This is a genomic window from Rhodococcus sp. IEGM 1409 (assembly GCF_030056735.1).
Taxonomy (GTDB): Bacteria; Actinomycetota; Actinomycetes; order Mycobacteriales; family Mycobacteriaceae; genus Rhodococcus_F.
On sequence record NZ_JASHKN010000014.1, the window covers coordinates 42,997 to 62,034 of the forward strand.

Genomic DNA, 19,038 nt, shown 5'->3' on the forward strand with positions numbered 1-19,038 from the left:
AGTCGCACATCGTCACGCACTCCGGAGGAATCTCGATGGAAAACACTCTTGCCCGCAACGCAGCCGAAGACCTGACGAAAGGTCTTGGCCGACGCGGATTCATGAGGGCAGTCGCTGCTCTCGGTGCGGGAGTAGGCGTTGCGGGTGTGGCGTCGGGGTGCGCGCACTCGAACGCGTCGCCGGCTGGCTCGTCCTCCTCTGCAGTGCCGTTCGCCGACGGCATTCCGATTCTTCAACCGGGCAGCGGAAACGTCACTGGCGATCACTATCTGAGTTCGGATCCGTCGGACGTCATGTGGGGCTATGTGCCCAACATCCACACGCGCGAAGTGATGCGGATGAAGTCGGGCCAGACCGTCACCATCGACGCCCTCTCGCACGAGGGAATCCTCGAGGATCAAGGGCGCAATCCACTCGAGTACTTCGGGAGCAAAGGCGTTTCCGAGAAAGACGTGCTCGAGGATGCGATTGCCGTTGCGGCCGAATACAACCGAACCGAGCGAAACTTCGACAAGGACGGCCCGCACGTCGTCACCGGACCCGTCTTCGTCGAGGGCGCACAGCCCGGGGACGTACTCAAGATCGAGACACTCGAAGCAGTTCCCCGAGTGCCGTACGGGGTTGTGTCGAGCAGACACGGCAAGGGCGCTCTTGCCGTCACGGCCGACGGAACCGCTCCGGCGGGAATCACTCTGGACGAAGTCATGCCGCCGGTCGCCACGGACGGGAGGGCAACAAAGGATCCGTTGCAATACGGTGGGGTCTCCACTTTTACTGCGATCGAAGACGGCAAGGGCGTGATGCCCTTCGGTGAATCGAAGGTGCGGTTTCCCTTGCGTCCGTTCATGGGAATGATGGGAGTTGCCTACTCCACGGACACCGATCCGACTTCCCCGTCGTCGAACTCCATTCCTCCGACGCTGGGCGGCGGAAACATCGACATCAGGCATCTCGGCGTCGGATCAACCTTTTACCTGCCGGTCTTTGCTGAAGGTGCTCTGTTCTACGTCGGTGACCCACACATGGCAATGGGCGACGGCGAGGCAGCGCTGACGGCGATGGAAGGTTCTCTGCGCGGCACGTTCCGACTGAGCGTGTGCAAGAAGGATTCCGGCGATGCTCCGTCGGTGGCGTTCGGATACCCGTTCGCCGAAACCGAGGAAGCCTGGATTCCGATCGGCCTGTCCGACCCCAACGGTTCGGTCGACGGACAGAACAGTGACCTCAACGGTGCCATGCGCCGCGCGGTGGTCAATGCGCTCGACTTCCTCGAGCATGATCGCGGAATGGATCGAGCGACGGCCTACGCCTATCTGTCTGCCGCAGCAGATTTCACGGTCTCGCAGGTAGTCGATCGAACCGTGGGCGTCCACGGTCAGATCTTCAAATCCCACTTCGAATAGTGAGAAGGGCGATCCGTCTTGTCAGGACGGATCGTCGAAGAGGCTCTGCTGCAAGGGATCGGAGAACAGGCCCATCTGCTCAGGTTGCGGCTTTGCCGGCGTTTCGGTTCGAGAATTGGGCAGGACCACCAGTCGCAAAGCCCCGCGCAGACGGTCGACCATGAGTTCCCACCCACCGACCTGATCCTCGTAGCCCGCAGCCTCTTCGGCGTCCCCGCGACTGTGGGCGTCGACGGCCTGGCTACGCAGCTGAATCTGCCATTCGTTACTGATGTGGAGGAGCTGAAGAATCAGATCGCGATCGCGACCGCAGACATCGGCTACCGCATCGAGATCCTCGGCCACGTCCAGATCGAGGTGCAGCAGGGTCTCGAGTTCGGGAGGCAGGTCCTCGACTGTCAGATCGGGCTGTAGCGAGGAGGAATCACCGTTCTTGTTCGCGAAGAACAGGTCTCCGCCGACACGTGCGGCGAATTCGTCGTCCACGGTGCGCAGGAAGGACGTCAAGGCCGCGCACGTATCCGTGAGTTGCTTCGGAACGAATGGTGAACCCGCTACCTCGAGGAACACCGACAAACGGTCGTCGATCAAGACGAACTTGATGCGTGACCATTTGCGGTTGAGATCGGCGATGACCTCGGCTGCGCGGGTGCGGTTGCTGATGTCCTGAACGAGCGGCGAGAACAACTGCACGTCCATGGACTCGGACAGCGGACCCACGAACATGACAGTCGAACCGACACGAATTGGTATGTCCCCGTCGCTGTCCCGCTCGGGAAGAGTGCCGAGCATGGGAATCAATGCGAGAGTGACCAACTCCTTGAGATGGTCGATATCGGTGGGCATGTACGCCGCGGTGGGGTCGAGTGTCGGAAGTTCTGTCGACTCGACAACCGCCGGATCGAAATCCGGAGTCTGCTCGTTGCCGGTGAGATCGCTGGCGAGGAAGGCCGGGTGCTGCACACCGAACACGTCGCGGAAGGCAGAGACAGTCATCGCTGCGAGCTGATCGGCCCAGTTCTGTGCCTTGTCGACGCAGAAGGCGGGGGAGTTGTTCGGATCCTCGAGATTCTCGGACGGTGGGTTCCATCCCAGTGCGATCAACTTTTGTTCGTCGGCGTCTTCGAGTCGATAGCGCGGATGAAGGAAGTCGTTGGAAGGAACCTCGCAGCGGACTGTGTTCTCGTCCCACACGAGGAACTGAACGCATGGCGCTGCGCCGTCAGCTGGATCGAAGTCGCCGGTGGACGATTCCACGGCAAGCACGTCGCCGTCGACCATGATGGAGATGTGGTCGCCGAGGCGACGTTGAAATTCTGCCCATGCCCGGTCGACAGTGACATCGAGATCGAAGCCCATTGCGCTCATCAGCCACCTCCTTCCGCAAAAGCTCAGACCTATACGGTAACGCGAGGCTCCGACAATGCTGCTGTCCTTTTCCGGTCGACCGGATTGCAGCGGGTCACGGACCGTGAGGACGAGGAAGGTCGCCGCAGGTAGATCGGGTATTCGGGATCGGCGACTGAAGTGCTTCTGTAACCGCCGTCACGCCAGGCGGTACGCGAGCGAATGAGCGAGAACTATCCGGCGAGAACGGGCGAGACCTCGACGACGGGCGGCGTGGACCCGCTCGTGACCACTGGGGTGGTGCTGGTCTTGGTGGTCGTGGCTGTCGCAGTCGGTGACGAGGTCGCGGTGGCCGACGCGGTGGTCGTGGACGAGACCGGTGTTGTCGTGCTGGTTGCAGTTGTAGTCGAGGTGGCGGAACTCGTGCTTGTCGCGGTCACCACCAGCGGCTGATTGCGAGGAGCAGTCGTCTCGTCGGCGATTCGCCAGGTCGGCGTCGGCGGAATGACAACGGTGGGAACTGCAACCGAGCTGTAGAACGCGGCCGGTTCGATCCCGGCGACGGACTCCACGGAAACCGACGAGACCAGAGCGGGAGGCTTCACCACAGGGCCGCCGGCACCGAATGCGCCGGCTGCTCCGCCGAAAACGAGGCCTGATGTCAGAGAGAGAGCGGCCACTGCGACAGCGCCGATCATGACTGTTCTGTCTTTCATGCACACCTGTCCTTCGGGAGCAGTACGGAAGTACTGTAGGCGAAAAGATGCCGCAATGGAGTATCAGGGCCTGCTGAGCGAGACACGAATCTGTGTGGTGTAGAACACAAAAGACCCTGGGTGTCGACGTGAAAGTCGGCACCCAGGGCCAGGTCAAGCAGTAAATCAGGCGGGGATCGTCAGTACCTGACCGGCGTTGATGAGATCCGGGTTCGGGATGCCGTTTGCATCCGCGATGCGCTGGTACTGGTTGCCGTCACCGTAGAAGCGCTCTGCGATCGCCCACAGGGTGTCGCCGCTTTCGACGGTGTAGCTCTGCGCTGCCGGAGCGGCGGGTGCAGGCTCGGGCTCCGGTGCCGGAGCGGACTCGGGGGCAGCCTCGGCGGCCGGAGCCTCGACAGCGGTGTCCGAAGACCACAAAGCGTTTCCACCGGCGGACAGAACGACGTTGCGATCGTCCTGAACCGAGAGGGAGGCACCGTCGTTGCCTGCGGTCTGCGATGCCCACACGGCGTCGGAGTCCTTGTAGATGACGAAGTTTCCGTCAGCCTGCACCTCGGCGCGGTTGGCGCCGGATCCGTTGGTGCCTGCGGCCCAAACAGCCTGTCCACCCTCGGACAGGACCAGGTTGCCGTCGTCCTGCAAGCTGAGGGTGTACGCGCCGTTGTCGGACTTGAGTTCCTGGCCGACTCCGAGGCTCTGACCTGACTGCAGTGTGCTCACGCTGTCCCTTTCCAAATCTGTTGCGATGACTGTGCATCCACGATTCCGCTTGACCGTTCAGTTACCTTCTGGCCGTTGGTCTCGTAGGCGACCGAGTGTACGTTACCGAAGAGTACAGAGAATTGTGCAGCGTTGACGGACCGCGTGTCGAGCGTTCGGATCTTGCTGATATTAAGGCGTTTTGGGAGAAAGTGCCGCGACATTCTACGTGAAGTTGCATCGTTGCGATGCACTTTCTCTTGAACGGCAGGTGAAATCGGCGCGCTCTCAGCGCATTATCAGTAACCGCTACGGCCGCATCGATTTGCGCGTTTCGTCGTGGAGTACGGCGAGCAGTTCCCGCTCCACCTCGGCGAACTCGGGCGAGGTGATCATGTCCAGTTCGCGTGGCCTCGGCAAGGGGACGTCGACGACGCACCTGACCTTCGCCGGACGCGCAGACAGAACGACCACGCGGTCGGACAGGTAGATGGCTTCACGAATGTCGTGGGTGATCATCAGGACGGTCCACCGGTACTGCTGCCACACGTCTTGCAGCCAGGTCTGCATCTCGGTGCGAGTCAACGAGTCCAGAGCGCCGAAAGGCTCGTCGAGCAGCAGGACGGGTTTGCCCTGAACGACGGTGCGCAGCATTGCCGCCCGCTGGCGCATGCCGCCGGAGAGCTGCGACGGCCTAGCGTCCTCGAAGCCGGACAGACCGAACGCGGGGAACAACTCACGAGCGCGCTGGCGTGCTTCCTTCTTTGCGATTCCCTGGACTTCCAAACCGAGGGCCGTGTTGTCCAATACCGAGCGCCAGGGGAACAGAAGGTCCTTCTGTGGCATGTACGCGGTGTGCACCGCGGCGGCTGCTTCGGATTCTGTTGCGCGCGTGCCGACACGGACCGAACCCGAGGTCGGGGATTCGAGCCCGGCAAGGACGTTGAAGATCGTGCTCTTACCGCAGCCGCTCGGCCCGATCACCGACACGAATTCGCCCGAGTCGGCGGAGAAGGACACCGAATCGAGCACGAGACGCGATTCTCCGGTCGTGTCGAACCTCTTGGTCAGGTCCTGGATTTCGACCATTGCGTCCTCGACCATTGCGTCTTCCGTCATCCCCGCGACCTCTCGTTCATGGCCCATGGTGCAACGATGCGCTCCACGGCGAACGTCAGCAAGTACAGCGTGACGCTGATCAGCGCGGTCACCAGTACGGCCGCCAACACCAGATCGGTGCGGAAGGAGTTCTTCTGCGTGCTCATGTAGATGCCCAAACCGGAAGTAGCGCCGACGTATTCGGAGAACACCGCGCCCACGACCGCGTAGGTGATACCGATACGTAGGGCGGTGAAGAATCGCGGAATCGCCGAAGGAAGGCGGACGTATCGGAACTCCTGCCAGCGAGTGCTGCCCATGCTGCGCAGGAGAGCGCCCGCTTCCCGGTCGGCCGCGGCAAATCCCTCGATGAGGCCGATGGTCATCGGGAAGAACGTCGCAAGCGCGATCACCAAGACCTTCGGCAGCAGTCCGAAGCCGAACCAGATGATCATCAGTGGCGCGATGGCGATGATCGGCAACGTCTGCGAGACGACGAACAGCGGCACCAGGGCTCGTGACAACCACGGTGAAAAGTCCACGAGCACAGCAAGAATCCAGGCCAACACCAGTGAAACGGTAAATCCGACCAGCGTGACCTGCAACGTCGACCACGCGTGGCCGGAGATGATCTCGCGGTTGTCCCAACCCTGGGAAATTACGCGCCCCGGAGACGGAAGTACTTGTGGCCGAATCCCACTGATCTCGACGTATATCTGCCACGCCGCCACGAGGAGCACCACCACGGCGAGCGCGGGAAGCGCCCGCCGCGTGGTCGAAGCCAATCGCCCGCTCACGTCAGGACGCGTCGAGATACTCATTGGTGAAGTACTCCGAGAAGTCCGGCTTCTGAGTCAGTGGCTTCCCGTCAGGTCCGGCGAGCAATCCGTTATCGAAGAGGAATCCCGAATAACCCGACCAAGTTTCGAGATTCTGGGCGCCCACGACGCCGTTGGCATCCTTCATGTAGTCGGCGGCGAGCATCCGCTGACTGTCATGCACGAGGTCTTCGTCGGTGAACGCTCCGGGATTCGCGTCGATGAGATCCTGTGCGGCCTGGTCTGGATTGTCGGCAGCAGTCTGATATCCGCGTTGAACGGCCTTGACGAACTTGCGTGCCTCGTCGGGATTGTCCTTCAACCACTGTTGGTTGCCGTTGATCACAATCGAATACGCATCGGGGAAGCCGTAATCGGTGTACTGGAAGTACCGCATCGGAGTTCCGTTACGTTCCGCTTCGAGGCCTTCCCACGCAAAGTAGGAGACGGTGAAGTCGGCCTGGCCCGAGTACACGGCTTCGTATGCCGATGTTCCGAGCGTGACCGTCGTGAAGTTGCCGGTTCCACCGTCGTTGCGGATGATCTGCTGCAGCGTCTCGACTTCGCCGGGATCGCCGAACCCGGCGTAGGTTTTGCCGTCGAGATCACGCGGGCGCGTGATGTCCGCACGATCAGCCTTCACACCGATGCCGGTGGCGCGGTGCTGAAGTGGCGCGATGACGGACGTCGTGGCGGCGCCGGCAGCACGTGCGAACGTGGCCTGACTCTGCGTACTGATACCGAACTCGGCGTTGCCGGCGTCGACCAGGGTGTCGGGAGAGGTGTTGTTGTAGGGCAGGATCGAGACATCCAGACCGGCGTCTTCGAAGTAGCCCTCTTGGAGTGCAACGTACAAACCGGTGTGGTTCGTGTTCGGTGTCCAGTCGAGTGCGAACCGAATGGTCCCGTCGGAAGAGCCGGTGTCAGCGGCGCATCCGGTCAGAACTGTGAATGCGGCTGCGATCGCGGCAGAGGTGGCGAGCGTGCGGCGTAGCGCCGCAAACGACATCACGACGCCGGCCAAGGCTGCTGGTGGAGTGCGGAATCCCAGAACATCAGCTCGTAGCGACTGGCGATGCGGAACGCTTCACTCATCGCCTCACGCTCTGTCTCGGTGGCTGCCTCAGCGGCCGCGTCGACCAGTACACGAGCCTGCGCCACAGACTCGTGGAATTCGGGTGCGTCGTAGGTTGTGACCCACTGCGCGTACGGGTGCGACGGATCGGCGTCGAGCACCTCGCGCGCTGAAGCGGCAAGATCGCGGCCGACCTCGGCGTAGATCCAGAAGCAGGGGAGTACCGCCGCTGCGGAGACCGGATAGGGCGCCGTCGCCGCAGTCGCCGTCAGATACGAGACGTATCCGAGGCATGCCTGCGAATGCTCGAGCCTTCCCGATCCCGCGGGAAGAATTCCACCGGTGAGAAGACCGTCGTGCAGCGCAGATTCCACTGTCGCTGCCGTGGATGCGGAATTGGACCAGAAGCCCGCGGACTGCGGATCGGGTGCGTGAGCCGCGACCAGGGACAACGCCTTCGAATATCCCTCGAGATAGAGCTTGTCCTGCTCGATGTACCTACGGAAAGCGTCGAGAGGCAGTGTTCCGTCGCCGAGGCGTCGGAGGAACTCGAGCGAGTCGATCGACTCGTGGAGCGCCTTCGTCTCGGCCCAGAGTCGATCGGTGAACCGATGCGTCGACGGCGCTGTGGCCACCGAGTTTTCGGCAGAATTGTATGCAGGCTGCGTAGTAGCCATGACATCCCTTCGTCAGCATTACCTGATCAGGTTCCCGGGTGTGTTCTCAGCCCCGCCCATGCGGAGCACCCCGTGTCAGAACTAGGCGACCTTAACACCGAGCCTCTGCTTCGTCGGCGCCTACCTGGCAGTTGAGTAATCGGCGCACACCGGCCTGAGGTTGGTACGTTTGGTCTTGTTTGCCACACGCGCGGGTCGGGAGGGGATTCAGCCATGGAGACCGATGTTCGACCGAATCTTGGCGAGGACGGAACTCTCGTGATCCGTGCCCGAGGCGGAGAAGCCCGGGGATATCCGGATGGCGGAGTGTTCGCGTGGAAGGGCATGCCCTACGCAGCAGCGCCGGTGGGTGAACGGAGATTCCGCGCGCCGCAACCCGCAGGGCTGTGGGACGGGGTGCGTGACTGCCGTGAGTTCGGGCCGATCGCCCCGCAAGGGCAGAGTCCGGCGGTTCCGATCGACCGTGCTTTCAAAATCGACGAGGACTGCCTGTCGATCAACGTGTGGGCCCCGCGCCCCGACGGAACGCCGCGACCGGTGATGGTGTGGATTCACGGCGGCGCTTACTGCCTCGGGTCCGCCGCGCAAACGATCTACGACGGCCGTCATCTGGCTGAAACCGGTGACGTCGTTCTCGTCTCCTTCAACTATCGCGTCGGTGCACTCGGGTTCCTGGACCTGTCCGGATTCTCCACCGCGGATACCGTTTTCGAATCGAACTGTGGTCTGCGAGACCAGATTGCGGCACTCGAGTGGGTTCGAGACAACATCGATGCCTTCGGCGGCGATCCGGGTGCAGTGACCGTGTTCGGTGAGTCCTCCGGCGCAGGATCCATCACGACGCTCATGACCTGTCCGAGCGCCGAAGGTCTGTTCCATCGCGCGATCGCCCAAAGTCCGCCCGCGACCTCCGTCTACGGGGCCGAGCGCGCCAAGACCGTGGCGGAGCGGTTTCTCGAACTGCTCTCGATCGACCCCGAGGACGCGGGTGATCTGCTGACCACGGATCTCGAACTGCTCGTCAAGGCAAGCGATGACCTGGTCAACGAAATTCCGACACGGATACCGGGAACTTTGGCGATGGCACCCGTCGTCGATCGCGATCTGGTTCCGCACTACCCGGTTGCGGCTTTCCAGAAGGGTTATGCGCACCGGATCCCGCTGATTATCGGTTCCAACAAGGACGAGGCGTCGATCTTCAAGTTCATGAAGTCGCCGCTGATGCCGGTGAGCGCGCAGTCGGTCGAGGCCATGCTGCAATTACTGGCCGACGATCACCCCGATATCTCCGCGACCAAACTTGCCGAGATCATGTCGGCTTACCCTGACCATGCGAAACCGAGTGGCGCGCTGGCACTCTCACGGGACGCGGCGTTTCGCATGCCGACCCTGTGGATTGCCGACGCCCACTGCAGGCATTCCCCCACATGGGTCTACCGCTTCGATCACGCGACGCCGATGCTCAAGGCGGCACGGATCGGCGCGGGCCACGCGACCGAATTACCTTATGTATTCGGTAATTTCGGAACCTTGAACGTCGACCCGACGTTCTGGCTCGGCGGACGTAAAGCCGCAATGGAGGTAGCCGGGCGTATTCAACGGCGATGGCTGGCCTTCGCCAGGCATGCCGTGCCGGCAGCTCTCGACGGCTCGAAACACTGGGCGCCGTACGAGGAAGAGAAACGGTCGACGCTGTTGATCGACTCGACTGACACCCTCGTCAGGGACCCTGATCACGGACTGCGCGTCGCCTGGGGCAACGACGTGATGGGGTTCAACTGACGTCGGTCGAGTGCCGCGGATCCAGCTCACGCAGCACCGGCAGGGAGGCACAGACAGCGGCGATCAGGATGATCGGAATCGACAGGGCCACAAAGGTCGACGCGATTCCGAGTTGATCGAGCAGAGGGCCGACTGCGAGGTAGCCCAGCGGGCCGGCTGCGTAGGCCGTCGACGTCATGACACCGACGACGCGTCCGCGCATGTGCTCTGGGCTGTGCGTCTGCATGGCGTAGTTGGCGATCGGGCCGACCGGTCCGTAGACGAGACCCTGTAGTCCGGCGAGTACGAGGATCACCCACAGCGGAGGTAGGAGCGCCATCGCGAGCATCGCGATGCCGAGAACGGCGACCGCAAAAATCATGATCAGGCGCCGGGACAGGATCGGTGCGAGCGGGGCATAGGCGAGAGAGCCGATGATGCCGCCGATCGCCAAAGCCATCAGCACGGATCCGAGTTGGGCCGGTTGATCCAATTCGTTGAAGTACACCGGGAACACGACGCTCTCCACCGGCATGTAGAGCGCGACAACTGCCATGTCGATCAGAGCCAGAGTGCGGAGCAGTTTGTTGTTCCAGACGAACCGAAGACCGTCGAGGGTGCCGTGCCAGATCGATTTTGGACGATGTTCGTGTTCGGGCACTCCGGCGCCAGGAAGCCGGATGAAGGCAACCACGACAATCGAGAACACAAAACCTGCCGCCGTCACCCAGAGCGTGTTCACCGCTCCGATCGTTGCGATCAGGACACCGCCGATACCAGGTCCGATGAGGTACGCGACATTGAAGTTGGCCTCGTACACGCTGTTGGTTCGGTCGAGCGTCCACTTGGCGGTCCGAGTTGCGGCGGGCAGCATCGACTCCCGCGCCGCCACCCCGGCGGGATCGAACACCGCACCGAGCGCGGCCAGCGCTGCGATCACCGGAATCGTCAAGCCCGCGGTGGCCGCGATGATCGGGATCGCCGCTACGGACATCGCCGAGAGAGCGTCGGAAATCATCGAAGTACGACGACGTCCGAACTTGTCGACGAATGTCCCCGAGAACAGGCTCGACACGAGTAGCGGAATGGCTGCTGCGCCGGCAACGATCGCCGCGTCGGTAGCCCTGCCGGTTCGTTCGAGGACCAGCCAGGGAAGTACGACGATGGCGATACCGTTGCCGATCGCCGAGAACAGCGTCGCGAGATTGACAAGGACCAGAGGGAGATAGCTGGGGATAGCTACGTCCGTGGATGCAGGTGGACGCCGATCTGCTGAGGCGACCACGTTCTTTCCTTCCCCGAGATGGTGCCGACCAGAATTTCGACTGGGATTTCGACGAGAGTTTCGACGACGGCACTATCGACGCTAGCAGCGGGGTCTGCAGGTCCGCGAGTGATTTTACGCGGATCGTCTTGGTTCGGTTATGCCTGGTAAACGGGGTTCTCCGCAACAAACTTCTCGACGTACGAGCACGTCGGAAGGATCTTCAATCCCTCGTTCCGGGTCTGATCGAGCGCTTCACGCACCACGATGGCGGCAAGCCCACGCCCACGAAACTGTGGGTACGTCACCGTGTGGTGGAAATCACGGACGCCGGACTCGTCCGAGTACTCGGCAAAACCGGCGAGTTCGCCGTCGACCCGAATCTCGAAACGCGTTTCCGCGGGATTGTGCGCCACTGTCTCGGTCATCTTCGGGCTCCGTTTCGAAAGGGCGGCCGGTGGCGCGCCGCGTCTGCGTTCTGTGGAGCACGCTACCTGGCAGGCCGTCCGCAATATAAGTTGCCGACGTGGGATCCATTACTTAGCGCAACTACAACTGGACGAACGTTCAAGGGACGTTCGTCACCACGGCCAACGAACAAAACTGGTCTGTACGTGCCGATTTGCCCGTACTTTTGTGCCCACATCGGGTGATACATATGCATCGCGATCGTAAACATCCCAATATGTGAGACGCATCACAAAGTTTTTTGTCGTCTGTTCGGATGGATTAAGTGGAGGGCCTGAAACGGGCAAATTGCAGGTCAGCGGCGCGCTGCATGTGTACCGGTGATAGGTGCGAGCGGCCGGAAACCTCATGGGTATTGCCTTGGTCATCAGATCGTTTCTCGGACGTGATCCCAAAGACCCGCTCGGGGGGTTAGCGTTTGAATCGTCGGGGATGGAAGAAGCGTTACAACTTCGCCAAAAAAACTTTGGCGTGGCTGCGCAACGGTTCGATTTCGAGTCTTCGTCGGACAACTTCGAGGAAGGAACGCACATGATTTTCGGGCAGCGTGAGTCTAACAGTTACTTTGCCGCAATTTTTTCGTACGACTTCCTTGACGAAGGTCTGGGATACGAGACCATCGCACGGATTCACCGGGGTGAGATCTGCGAATGGATTCGCGATCTCGAGGCTTCCGGGTTGTTCTCAGCTGCTGAGGTCCATGCCGCTGAATTGGCATGGCGCGAAAATCCACGCCTGCTCCTCGACGCTCTTCTCGAGGACGCCGACGAGGTCTCGGTCAAGCGCTGGGAGATTGCGTGGACGAGGCTCGAGCGTCAGTCGCCGGCAGCCGGAACCGCGGTGGCCGAGCACGGCTGATTCAGCGGGCCGGAAGTCGACGGCTCAGTCCGCGTAAAGACCAACCGTCTGCGTCGGATCAACGGCCGACGACTATCACCTCTCGATCAGTGAGCACAGTGAACTGCGCGCCCGCGCCGGTCAGCGCCGCAACCGTCCGTGCGGTCACCTGCGGATCTTCGAGTAATGAATCGCCGCCGTGCGGCACTATCGCGAAGTCGACCAGCGCGAGCCCCGACCAGATCGGGTCGATACCGCACGTAGACATGACTTCAGCGGGGTCGTCCGAGGCGTCGAGTCCGATCAGTGTGGGAGTCGCCAGGCACGCTCCAGCGCTGTATCCCGCGTAGACCACAGCACCGGAACGAACCAGCATCTCGATCACCCGATCAGCGCCACTTCGGGCTAACTGTGCTCGCAGGACGAACGTGTTTCCTCCGCGGACCCACAGGCAGTCGAATTCGCGAAGCCGGACTTCGAGTTCTTCCGATGCACCCAGGAATTCTCGGACGTCCACTTCCTCTGCAGTGAAGCCTGCTGCTCGTAATGGGGTCAATTCGCTTGTGACTGCCGAACTGCGGGCATTGAGCGGCCATGAATCAGCAGCCGCGGCGATCACTGCGATGCGAGCGCCGCGGCCCACAAGATCGACAAAAGCCTCGGCGTGATCGCCGAATCTATAGGACGAGAGAAACAGCTTCACCACTCAGTACCTTCGCGAACTTCGCGTCCTTCCCGACCTCTGCACTGATTCCTCAAATCGTGAAAGCCAGATTGTCGACGACGCGTGTGCCCACCGTGGTGTCACCGCGAAGCGAGATGTCGGTTCGGTGATCGGACGCGTGGACACGGCCACCGGCAATTCGGGTGAAGAGCGGTGAGCTCATCGAGATGGTCGTTGTCGCCGGACCGTCCAGTTCCTCGACGAGTGATGCACGCGCGTCGACCGAGACGTGAAGTGAACGAGCAAGTGGCCCTTCGAGTTCGAAAGTGATCCGTGCTCCCTCGGGTGCTTTTCCTCGTTTTCCGACGACAAATCCGAGTGCGCTGGTGATTTCGGCGAATGCAGTCTCCGCGCGCAAGCCGCCTTCTTCGCCCGGAATGCCGACTGCATCTCTGATGTCGAGTTCGTGCATCCAACAGTCGAAGGTCCGAATGCGCATGAACCGACCATAGGGTGCAAGACCGACCGGAGTTTGTGTCTCGGCGTCCCAGTCCGCGCTCGTCATCGAGCGAAGTGCGTCGCTTCGCCTGGCGGTGATATCGCGATAGTGGGCCAGCAGGTCCATGTGTGGTGTCCGCTTCAAGCCTTCGACCCAGCGCTCGTTGAATGCCGCAATCTCGTTGTGGACGTGGGGCAATGCGTGCACGTCCAGGTCGACCGACGGCGGGTTTATGCCCGAGAGCAGCGATTCTGTACCGATCAGATGAGAAACGATGTCGTGAACTGTCCATCCCGGAAGATTCGACGGTGTCAACCACTGATCGCCGTCGAGTTCGGCAAGCAGGCCATCGATGACTCTCCATTCCTCGGTCAATGCGTCGAGTACTGAGTCCTGGGGCCAACCACTCATGTGGACATCTCCTGTTTCGGACGGTGCGGTTCTCCTCACTGTATGTCGCGCCGGATAAGTGAGCGGGCATTCCCAGGCTTCGAGTCGGTGTCGCCAAACATCCAAGGGAGGCAGAGTTCCTGTGGTAGACCAGGATTGTCGACGCCGAAGCAGGCTCACGCGGCGTTGTCGTCACCGACAGAGGAGTCTTCGTGTTTCCAGGAAATTTTGTCCAGTCCACGCCAGACAAGCCCGCCGTCATTCGCCCTGCGACCGGTGAGTCCATCACCTATCGGGAACTCGACGAACGGTCGACGCGGCTGGCGCGGTACTTCCGAAGCGTCGGTGCCAAGCCGGGGGACCACGTCGCTCTCATCTCGAACAACGATCTCCGGGCGTTCGAGGTCTACTGGGCGGCGTTGAGATCCGGTCTGTACATCACAGCGGTGAACTGGCATCTCACCGCTTCTGAGGCTGCCTACATCGTCGACGACTGCGAGGCGACAATTCTGGTCGCGTCAGGGCAGGCGTCAGCAGCAGTTCCGTTGGACGAGAAGCTGATTCCGCGCGTACGTCATCGATTGGTATACGGCGGCACTCTCGAGGGTTTCGACGACTACGAGGGGGCGGTCGACGCACAGTCCGCTGATCCACTCGACTCGCAGCCACGTGGGGCGGACATGCTGTATTCGTCCGGAACCACCGGCAGGCCCAAGGGGATCAAGGGAGATCTTCCGGAGGGCGAGGTGGACACCACCATGGATCCGTACACTGCGGTGTTTGCGCCGATGTACGGGTTCGACTCCGACACAGTCTATTTGTGCCCGGCTCCGGTCTATCATGCGGCGCCCCTGCGCTTTTGCGGCGTGATCAATTCGGTCGGCGGAACCGTGATCTTGATGGATGCTTTCGAAGCCGAGACTGCGCTGGGGTTGATCGGTAAATACGCTGTGACCCACAGTCAGTGGGTGCCGACGATGTTCGTACGAATGCTGAAACTTCCGAAGGAGACCCGCAATCGTTACGACGTCTCGACGGTGAAAGTCGCAATTCACGCTGCTGCTCCCTGCCCGCCCGAGGTGAAGACGGCAATGATCGACTGGTGGGGGCCGGTGATCCACGAGTACTACGCCTCGACCGAGGGGTCGGGAGCCACCTTCATCAACAGTGAGCAGGCCTTGTCGCATCCGGGTTCGGTCGGTCGTGACGGCGTGATGGGGATCGTGCACATCTGCGACGAGGGCGGGCGTGATCTTCCGGTCGGCGAGATCGGTACCGTGTTCTGGGAACGGGAGACTCTGCCGTTCCGCTACCACAACGATCCCGAGAAAACGGCTGCCGCGCAGCATCCGGATCATCCGACGTGGACGACAAGTGGAGATATCGGATATATCGATCCCGAGCGCTTTCTTTATCTGACCGATCGCGCGGCATTCACGATTATCTCTGGCGGCGTCAATATCTATCCGCAGGAGTCCGAGAACATCCTTACCTTGCATCCGAAGGTGTTCGACGTGGCGGTCATCGGTGTTCCCGATGAAGAAATGGGTGAACAGGTCAAGGCGGTTGTCCAACTTGCGGAGGGAATCGAGCCGAGTGTCCATGTCGCCGAGGAATTGCTGGAATACGTCCGCAGTCAGGTTGCACATTTCAAAGCTCCGAGAAGCATTGACTTTGCCGACGAATTGCCTAGGACCGCGACAGGAAAACTCGTCAAGCACAAGCTGCGGTCTCAATATGTGAGCAGTTGAACCCTCAGGTGAAATACTAGGACATCAGAGTATTTCTGCAAGATAGTCGGAAAGGCCCTGTGCATGGCTGTATGGCAGGTCCTTGCTTGCTGTCAGCAGAACAACGGGTCGAGCACCGATACCGGTGCGATGCGTTCGACGTATTCGCGAACCGGAGATGCATCCAGTTCGTCGATGTATCTGCTATTGAATGCGTCGAAACGGGTGTGGTCGTGGCCGTACCATTTTCGCAAATTCGGGGGAGGGCGCCAAGTCCTTCGACCAGTCGTCGTACTGCAGGTTTTCGCGTTTGACGCCGCGTGGCCAGAGTCGGTCGACGAGGAGACGGACGGCGTTACATTCGGAAGCAGGTTCGTAAACTCGCTCGACGGTGATGATCCGGCGCGTCATTTTGATGCTTTTACGTCTTCCGGCCGTTTCAAATAGTGGAATAGCCCGCCATTTGACTGTGATCGGCCTCACAGTAGGCTTCTCCAGGTATGTCCAAACATACTGTTCGGACTCGATTCAGATGGAGAAAGCGCGTCGTCGGTTTCCCTACGCCGCTGTAACTCTGGCTACTATCAGTCACCATTCACCCAAAAGCGGGTCATCTTCCGCTCATCACATGCTGGTTGCCGCTCGTCGCAGCAGGCGAACCACCAACCGCAGAAGGTAATGGAAAATGGAAACATCGAAGAGCGCACAAATGCGTCCGTCGGTCGGCGTCCCTCGAGAATCGAGTGACGGTGAGCGCCGGGTCGCGTTGGTGCCCAAAATTGTGTCCGCTTTGATCGGCAAGGGTGTCGATGTAATCGTCGAGTCCGGGGCCGGTCTCGGGGCGTTGATTCCCGACGAGCTGTACACCGCTGCCGGCGCGAAGATCGGCGATCCGTGGACTGCTGACGTGGTGGTCAAGGTTGCGCCCCCGTCGACAGAAGAGATCGCCCGGATCAGCACCGGCGCGAAGCTCATCGGTTTCTTGAATCCGCGTAATGCAGACAACCGCATCGCCGAGTTGAAGGCCGCCGGCATCGAGGGATATGCCGTGGAGGCGATTCCCCGTATCTCCCGTGCGCAGGTGATGGACGCGTTGTCCTCGCAGGCGAACGTGTCCGGATACAAGGCTGTTCTGTTGGCGGCATCGGAGTCGACGCGGTTCTTCCCGATGCTCACCACCGCTGCGGGCACGGTGAAGCCTGCGACCGTTCTGGTGCTCGGCGTGGGTGTGGCAGGTCTGCAGGCGCTGGCGACAGCCAAGCGTCTCGGTGGCCGCGCTACCGGGTACGACGTGCGCCCTGAGGTCGCAGACCAGGTGCGTTCAGTGGGCGCACAGTGGCTCGACCTCGGAATCGATGCGGCCGGCGAGGGTGGATACGCCCGCGAGCTGACCGACGACGAGCGCGCGAAGCAGCAGCAGGCACTCGAAGACGCGATCAAGGGCTTCGACGTCGTGATCACCACGGCTTTGGTTCCGGGTCGTCCCGCGCCGCGACTGGTCACCGCTGCCGCGGTCGAAGGGATGAAGCCGGGCAGTGTCGTGGTCGACCTCGCGGGTGAAACCGGTGGTAACTGCGAGCTGACCGAGCCGGGTCAAACCGTCGTCAAGCACGGCGTGACCATCTGCTCTCCGCTGAATTTGCCGGCGTCCATGCCTGAGCATGCGTCGGAGTTGTACTCGAAGAACATTTCCGCGCTGATCGAACTGATGTTGGTGGAAGGTGCTTTGGCGCCTGATTTCTCCGACGAGGTTCTGGCCGGTGCGTGCGTCACCCGTGAAGAGAAGGGCGCCTGATGTACACATCACTTCTGGCGAACATCGCGATCCTGGTGTTGTCCGGGTTCGTCGGTTTCGCCGTGATTTCCAAAGTTCCGAACACCCTGCACACCCCGCTGATGTCCGGTACGAACGCCATCCACGGCATCGTCGTCCTGGGTGCGTTGGTCGTCCTGGGCAAGGTGCACGATCCGTCGATCGGGTTGCAGATCATCTTGTTCGTCGCCCTCGTCTTCGGAACCGTGAACGTTGTCGGCGGTTTTGTGGTCACGGACCGCATGTTGGCGATGTTCAAGGCCAAGCCGGCCGCCAAGTCTGTGTCGAAGGATGGTGACCAGTAATGGAATACCTGGTCAATGCGCTCTACATTGTCGCGTTCTCGATGTTCATCTACGGCCTCATGGGTCTTACCGGCCCGAAGACCGCAGTCCGCGGCAACCAGATCGCCGCGGTCGGCATGCTCATCGCCGTCGTTGCAACACTGATCTCCATTCGTGATGCGGAGATGGGGAACTGGATCCTCATCGCTGCCGGCCTGGTCATCGGTGTCGTGCTCGGCGTCCCGCCGGCGCTCCGCACGAAGATGACGGCCATGCCGCAGTTGGTCGCGCTGTTCAACGGCGTGGGTGGTGGCACCGTCGCGTTGATCGCGTACGCGGAATTTCTGGACTCGGACGGGTTCACCGCATTTCAGCACGGCGAGTCGCCGACGGTGCACATCGTCATCGCTTCGCTCTTTGCCGCGGTGATCGGATCGATCTCCTTCTGGGGCAGCGTGATCGCGTTCCTGAAGCTGCAGGAAACCCTGCCTGGTCGCCCGATCGGAATCGGTAAGCTCCAGCAACCGCTCAATGCTCTGCTGCTCATTGCCGCAGTCGCGTTCTCGGTGATCATCGGTATCAAGGCGATCTCGCCGGAAGGCCCGACCAGCTCACTGTGGATCGTCGGCGTGCTCGTGCTCTCGGGCATCCTCGGACTGATGGTCGTTCTGCCCATCGGCGGCGCGGACATGCCCGTCGTCATCTCGCTGCTCAACGCTCTGACCGGTTTGTCAGCTGCTGCTGCAGGTTTGGCGCTCAACAACCAGGCGATGATCGTCGCCGGCATGATTGTCGGTGCTTCGGGCACCATCCTGACCAACCTCATGGCGAAGGCCATGAACCGGTCCATCCCAGCCATCGTCGCCGGCGGTTTCGGCGGCGGCGGCGGAGAAGCGCCATCCTCCGACGGCGTCGTGCGCACGGCAAAGGCGACCTCGGCGGCCGACGCGGCTATCCAGATGGCCTACGCCAACCAGGTCATCGTCGTACCCGGATACGGACTTGCGGTCGCGCAGGCTCAGCACGCCGTCAAGGACATGGCGAAGTTGCTCGAGTCGAAGGGCGTCGAGGTCAAGTACGCCATTCACCCGGTCGCCGGCCGTATGCCCGGTCACATGAACGTTCTTCTTGCAGAAGCGGATGTCTCGTACGACGCGATGAAGGAAATGGACGACATCAACGACGAGTTCGCGCGTACCGATGTCACCTTGGTGATCGGCGCGAACGACGTCACCAACCCGGCGGCGCGCAACGATCCGAGCTCACCGATTCACGGAATGCCGATCCTCAATGTCGACCAGTCGAAGTCCGTCATCGTGCTCAAGCGTTCGATGAACTCCGGTTTCGCCGGTATCGAGAACCCGCTCTTCTTCGCCGAGGGCACCTCGATGCTCTTCGGTGACGCCAAGAAGTCGGTCTCCGAAGTTACCGAGGAACTCAAGGCGCTGTAGCGCTGGTACTCGGAAGGGGCGTCCACTCGTAACAGCGAGTG

Annotated in this window: 19 protein-coding genes and 1 riboswitch; of the genes, 7 read left to right on the forward strand and 12 right to left on the reverse strand. The window is 61.3% G+C overall.

All coding sequences use genetic code 11. From position 1 onward, the window contains the following. Positions 1-35: 35 nt before the first annotated feature. Positions 36-1,403 (forward strand): acetamidase/formamidase family protein, encoded by a 1,368-nt coding sequence (locus tag QM716_RS27100; RefSeq protein ID WP_283307355.1) that lies wholly within the window; start codon positions 36-38, stop codon positions 1,401-1,403. A gap of 21 nt (positions 1,404-1,424) precedes the next feature. On the opposite strand, the gene QM716_RS27105 is transcribed toward QM716_RS27100, so the two are convergent. The 7 genes from QM716_RS27105 to QM716_RS27135 form a co-directional block, all read right to left on the reverse strand. Further along, positions 1,425-2,771 carry a T3SS (YopN, CesT) and YbjN peptide-binding chaperone 1 gene (locus tag QM716_RS27105; RefSeq protein WP_283307358.1) on the reverse strand — a complete coding sequence of 449 codons (1,347 nt, stop codon included), beginning with the start codon at positions 2,769-2,771 and terminating at the stop codon, positions 1,425-1,427. Between the two features lie 212 nt (positions 2,772-2,983). Further along, positions 2,984-3,466, reverse strand: coding sequence for a hypothetical protein (locus QM716_RS27110; RefSeq protein WP_283307360.1), 483 nt, complete (start codon positions 3,464-3,466; stop codon positions 2,984-2,986). A gap of 165 nt (positions 3,467-3,631) precedes the next feature. Then, complete coding sequence (locus QM716_RS27115) at positions 3,632-4,189, reverse strand: LysM peptidoglycan-binding domain-containing protein (protein ID WP_283307361.1); 558 nt, start codon at positions 4,187-4,189, stop codon at positions 3,632-3,634. A 288-nt stretch (positions 4,190-4,477) separates the two neighbouring features. Beyond that, complete coding sequence (locus tag QM716_RS27120; RefSeq protein WP_283307442.1) at positions 4,478-5,272, reverse strand: ABC transporter ATP-binding protein; 795 nt, start codon at positions 5,270-5,272, stop codon at positions 4,478-4,480. Between the two features lie 11 nt (positions 5,273-5,283). Next, on the reverse strand, positions 5,284-6,087 hold the full coding sequence (locus QM716_RS27125) for an ABC transporter permease (protein ID WP_283307362.1): 804 nt from the start codon (positions 6,085-6,087) through the stop codon (positions 5,284-5,286). Then, complete coding sequence (locus tag QM716_RS27130; RefSeq protein ID WP_283307363.1) at positions 6,065-7,093, reverse strand: ABC transporter substrate-binding protein; 1,029 nt, start codon at positions 7,091-7,093, stop codon at positions 6,065-6,067. Before QM716_RS27130 ends, QM716_RS27125 begins: the two co-directional genes overlap by 23 nt. Continuing rightward, positions 7,093-7,836, reverse strand: coding sequence for a TenA family protein (locus QM716_RS27135; RefSeq protein WP_283307364.1), 744 nt, complete (start codon positions 7,834-7,836; stop codon positions 7,093-7,095). The genes QM716_RS27130 and QM716_RS27135 overlap by 1 nt, the downstream gene beginning before the upstream one ends. Next, positions 7,824-7,919, reverse strand: a riboswitch (TPP riboswitch). It overlaps the preceding gene by 13 nt. Positions 7,920-8,049: 130 nt before the next feature. Here QM716_RS27135 and QM716_RS27140 point away from each other — a divergent pair. Then, positions 8,050-9,618 carry a carboxylesterase/lipase family protein gene (locus tag QM716_RS27140; RefSeq protein ID WP_283307365.1) on the forward strand — a complete coding sequence of 523 codons (1,569 nt, stop codon included), beginning with the start codon at positions 8,050-8,052 and terminating at the stop codon, positions 9,616-9,618. Here the strand turns inward: QM716_RS27140 and QM716_RS27145 are convergent. Then, entirely contained in the window at positions 9,611-10,834 is a 1,224-nt protein-coding gene (locus QM716_RS27145; protein WP_283307443.1) for an MFS transporter, read from the reverse strand. The two genes, QM716_RS27140 and QM716_RS27145, sit on opposite strands and share 8 nt — an antisense overlap. A 185-nt stretch (positions 10,835-11,019) precedes the next feature. Next, entirely contained in the window at positions 11,020-11,289 is a 270-nt protein-coding gene (locus tag QM716_RS27150) for a GNAT family N-acetyltransferase (RefSeq protein WP_283307366.1), read from the reverse strand. 511 nt (positions 11,290-11,800) lie between these two features. Here QM716_RS27150 and QM716_RS27155 point away from each other — a divergent pair. Continuing rightward, entirely contained in the window at positions 11,801-12,187 is a 387-nt protein-coding gene (locus QM716_RS27155; RefSeq protein WP_378449272.1) for a hypothetical protein, read from the forward strand. Positions 12,188-12,245: 58 nt separating this feature from the next. Here QM716_RS27155 and QM716_RS27160 read toward each other — a convergent pair whose 3' ends face one another. Both QM716_RS27160 and QM716_RS27165 read right to left on the reverse strand, forming a co-directional pair. Further along, positions 12,246-12,869, reverse strand: coding sequence for a Type 1 glutamine amidotransferase-like domain-containing protein (locus tag QM716_RS27160; protein ID WP_283307367.1), 624 nt, complete (start codon positions 12,867-12,869; stop codon positions 12,246-12,248). Positions 12,870-12,921: 52 nt separating this feature from the next. Further along, positions 12,922-13,740 (reverse strand): maleylpyruvate isomerase family mycothiol-dependent enzyme, encoded by an 819-nt coding sequence (locus QM716_RS27165; RefSeq protein WP_283307368.1) that lies wholly within the window; start codon positions 13,738-13,740, stop codon positions 12,922-12,924. A 191-nt stretch (positions 13,741-13,931) separates the two neighbouring features. Between QM716_RS27165 and QM716_RS27170 the strand changes: the two genes are divergently transcribed. Further along, a complete protein-coding gene (locus tag QM716_RS27170) occupies positions 13,932-15,470 on the forward strand; it encodes an AMP-binding protein (protein ID WP_283307369.1) in 1,539 nt (512 codons plus the stop codon). A 183-nt stretch (positions 15,471-15,653) separates the two neighbouring features. Here QM716_RS27170 and QM716_RS29440 read toward each other — a convergent pair whose 3' ends face one another. Then, entirely contained in the window at positions 15,654-15,860 is a 207-nt protein-coding gene (locus tag QM716_RS29440; protein ID WP_502942160.1) for a DUF488 domain-containing protein, read from the reverse strand. Positions 15,861-16,134: 274 nt separating this feature from the next. Between QM716_RS29440 and QM716_RS27175 the strand changes: the two genes are divergently transcribed. Genes QM716_RS27175 through QM716_RS27185 form a run of 3 tightly spaced genes read left to right on the forward strand, consistent with a single transcriptional unit; the run spans position 16,135 to position 18,997 of the window. Then, on the forward strand, positions 16,135-17,244 hold the full coding sequence (locus tag QM716_RS27175) for a Re/Si-specific NAD(P)(+) transhydrogenase subunit alpha (RefSeq protein WP_283307370.1): 1,110 nt from the start codon (positions 16,135-16,137) through the stop codon (positions 17,242-17,244). Continuing rightward, positions 17,244-17,567, forward strand: coding sequence for an NAD(P) transhydrogenase subunit alpha part 2 (locus QM716_RS27180; protein ID WP_003941319.1), 324 nt, complete (start codon positions 17,244-17,246; stop codon positions 17,565-17,567). The genes QM716_RS27175 and QM716_RS27180 overlap by 1 nt, the downstream gene beginning before the upstream one ends. After that, positions 17,567-18,997 (forward strand): NAD(P)(+) transhydrogenase (Re/Si-specific) subunit beta, encoded by a 1,431-nt coding sequence (locus QM716_RS27185; protein WP_283307371.1) that lies wholly within the window; start codon positions 17,567-17,569, stop codon positions 18,995-18,997. Before QM716_RS27180 ends, QM716_RS27185 begins: the two co-directional genes overlap by 1 nt. Positions 18,998-19,038: the final 41 nt, after the last annotated feature.

Coding starts and splice junctions, on each gene's coding strand:
- QM716_RS27100 (WP_283307355.1), top strand. CDS start 36: ATGGAAAACACTCTTGCCCGCAACGCAGCCGAAGACCTGACGAAAGGT.
- QM716_RS27105 (WP_283307358.1), bottom strand. CDS start 2,771: ATGAGCGCAATGGGCTTCGATCTCGATGTCACTGTCGACCGGGCATGG.
- QM716_RS27110 (WP_283307360.1), bottom strand. CDS start 3,466: ATGAAAGACAGAACAGTCATGATCGGCGCTGTCGCAGTGGCCGCTCTC.
- QM716_RS27120 (WP_283307442.1), bottom strand. CDS start 5,272: ATGGTCGAGGACGCAATGGTCGAAATCCAGGACCTGACCAAGAGGTTC.
- QM716_RS27125 (WP_283307362.1), bottom strand. CDS start 6,087: ATGAGTATCTCGACGCGTCCTGACGTGAGCGGGCGATTGGCTTCGACC.
- QM716_RS27130 (WP_283307363.1), bottom strand. CDS start 7,093: ATGTCGTTTGCGGCGCTACGCCGCACGCTCGCCACCTCTGCCGCGATC.
- QM716_RS27135 (WP_283307364.1), bottom strand. CDS start 7,836: ATGGCTACTACGCAGCCTGCATACAATTCTGCCGAAAACTCGGTGGCC.
- QM716_RS27140 (WP_283307365.1), top strand. CDS start 8,050: ATGGAGACCGATGTTCGACCGAATCTTGGCGAGGACGGAACTCTCGTG.
- QM716_RS27150 (WP_283307366.1), bottom strand. CDS start 11,289: ATGACCGAGACAGTGGCGCACAATCCCGCGGAAACGCGTTTCGAGATT.
- QM716_RS27165 (WP_283307368.1), bottom strand. CDS start 13,740: ATGAGTGGTTGGCCCCAGGACTCAGTACTCGACGCATTGACCGAGGAA.
- QM716_RS29440 (WP_502942160.1), bottom strand. CDS start 15,860: ATGACGCGCCGGATCATCACCGTCGAGCGAGTTTACGAACCTGCTTCC.
- QM716_RS27175 (WP_283307370.1), top strand. CDS start 16,135: ATGGAAACATCGAAGAGCGCACAAATGCGTCCGTCGGTCGGCGTCCCT.
- QM716_RS27180 (WP_003941319.1), top strand. CDS start 17,244: ATGTACACATCACTTCTGGCGAACATCGCGATCCTGGTGTTGTCCGGG.
- QM716_RS27185 (WP_283307371.1), top strand. CDS start 17,567: ATGGAATACCTGGTCAATGCGCTCTACATTGTCGCGTTCTCGATGTTC.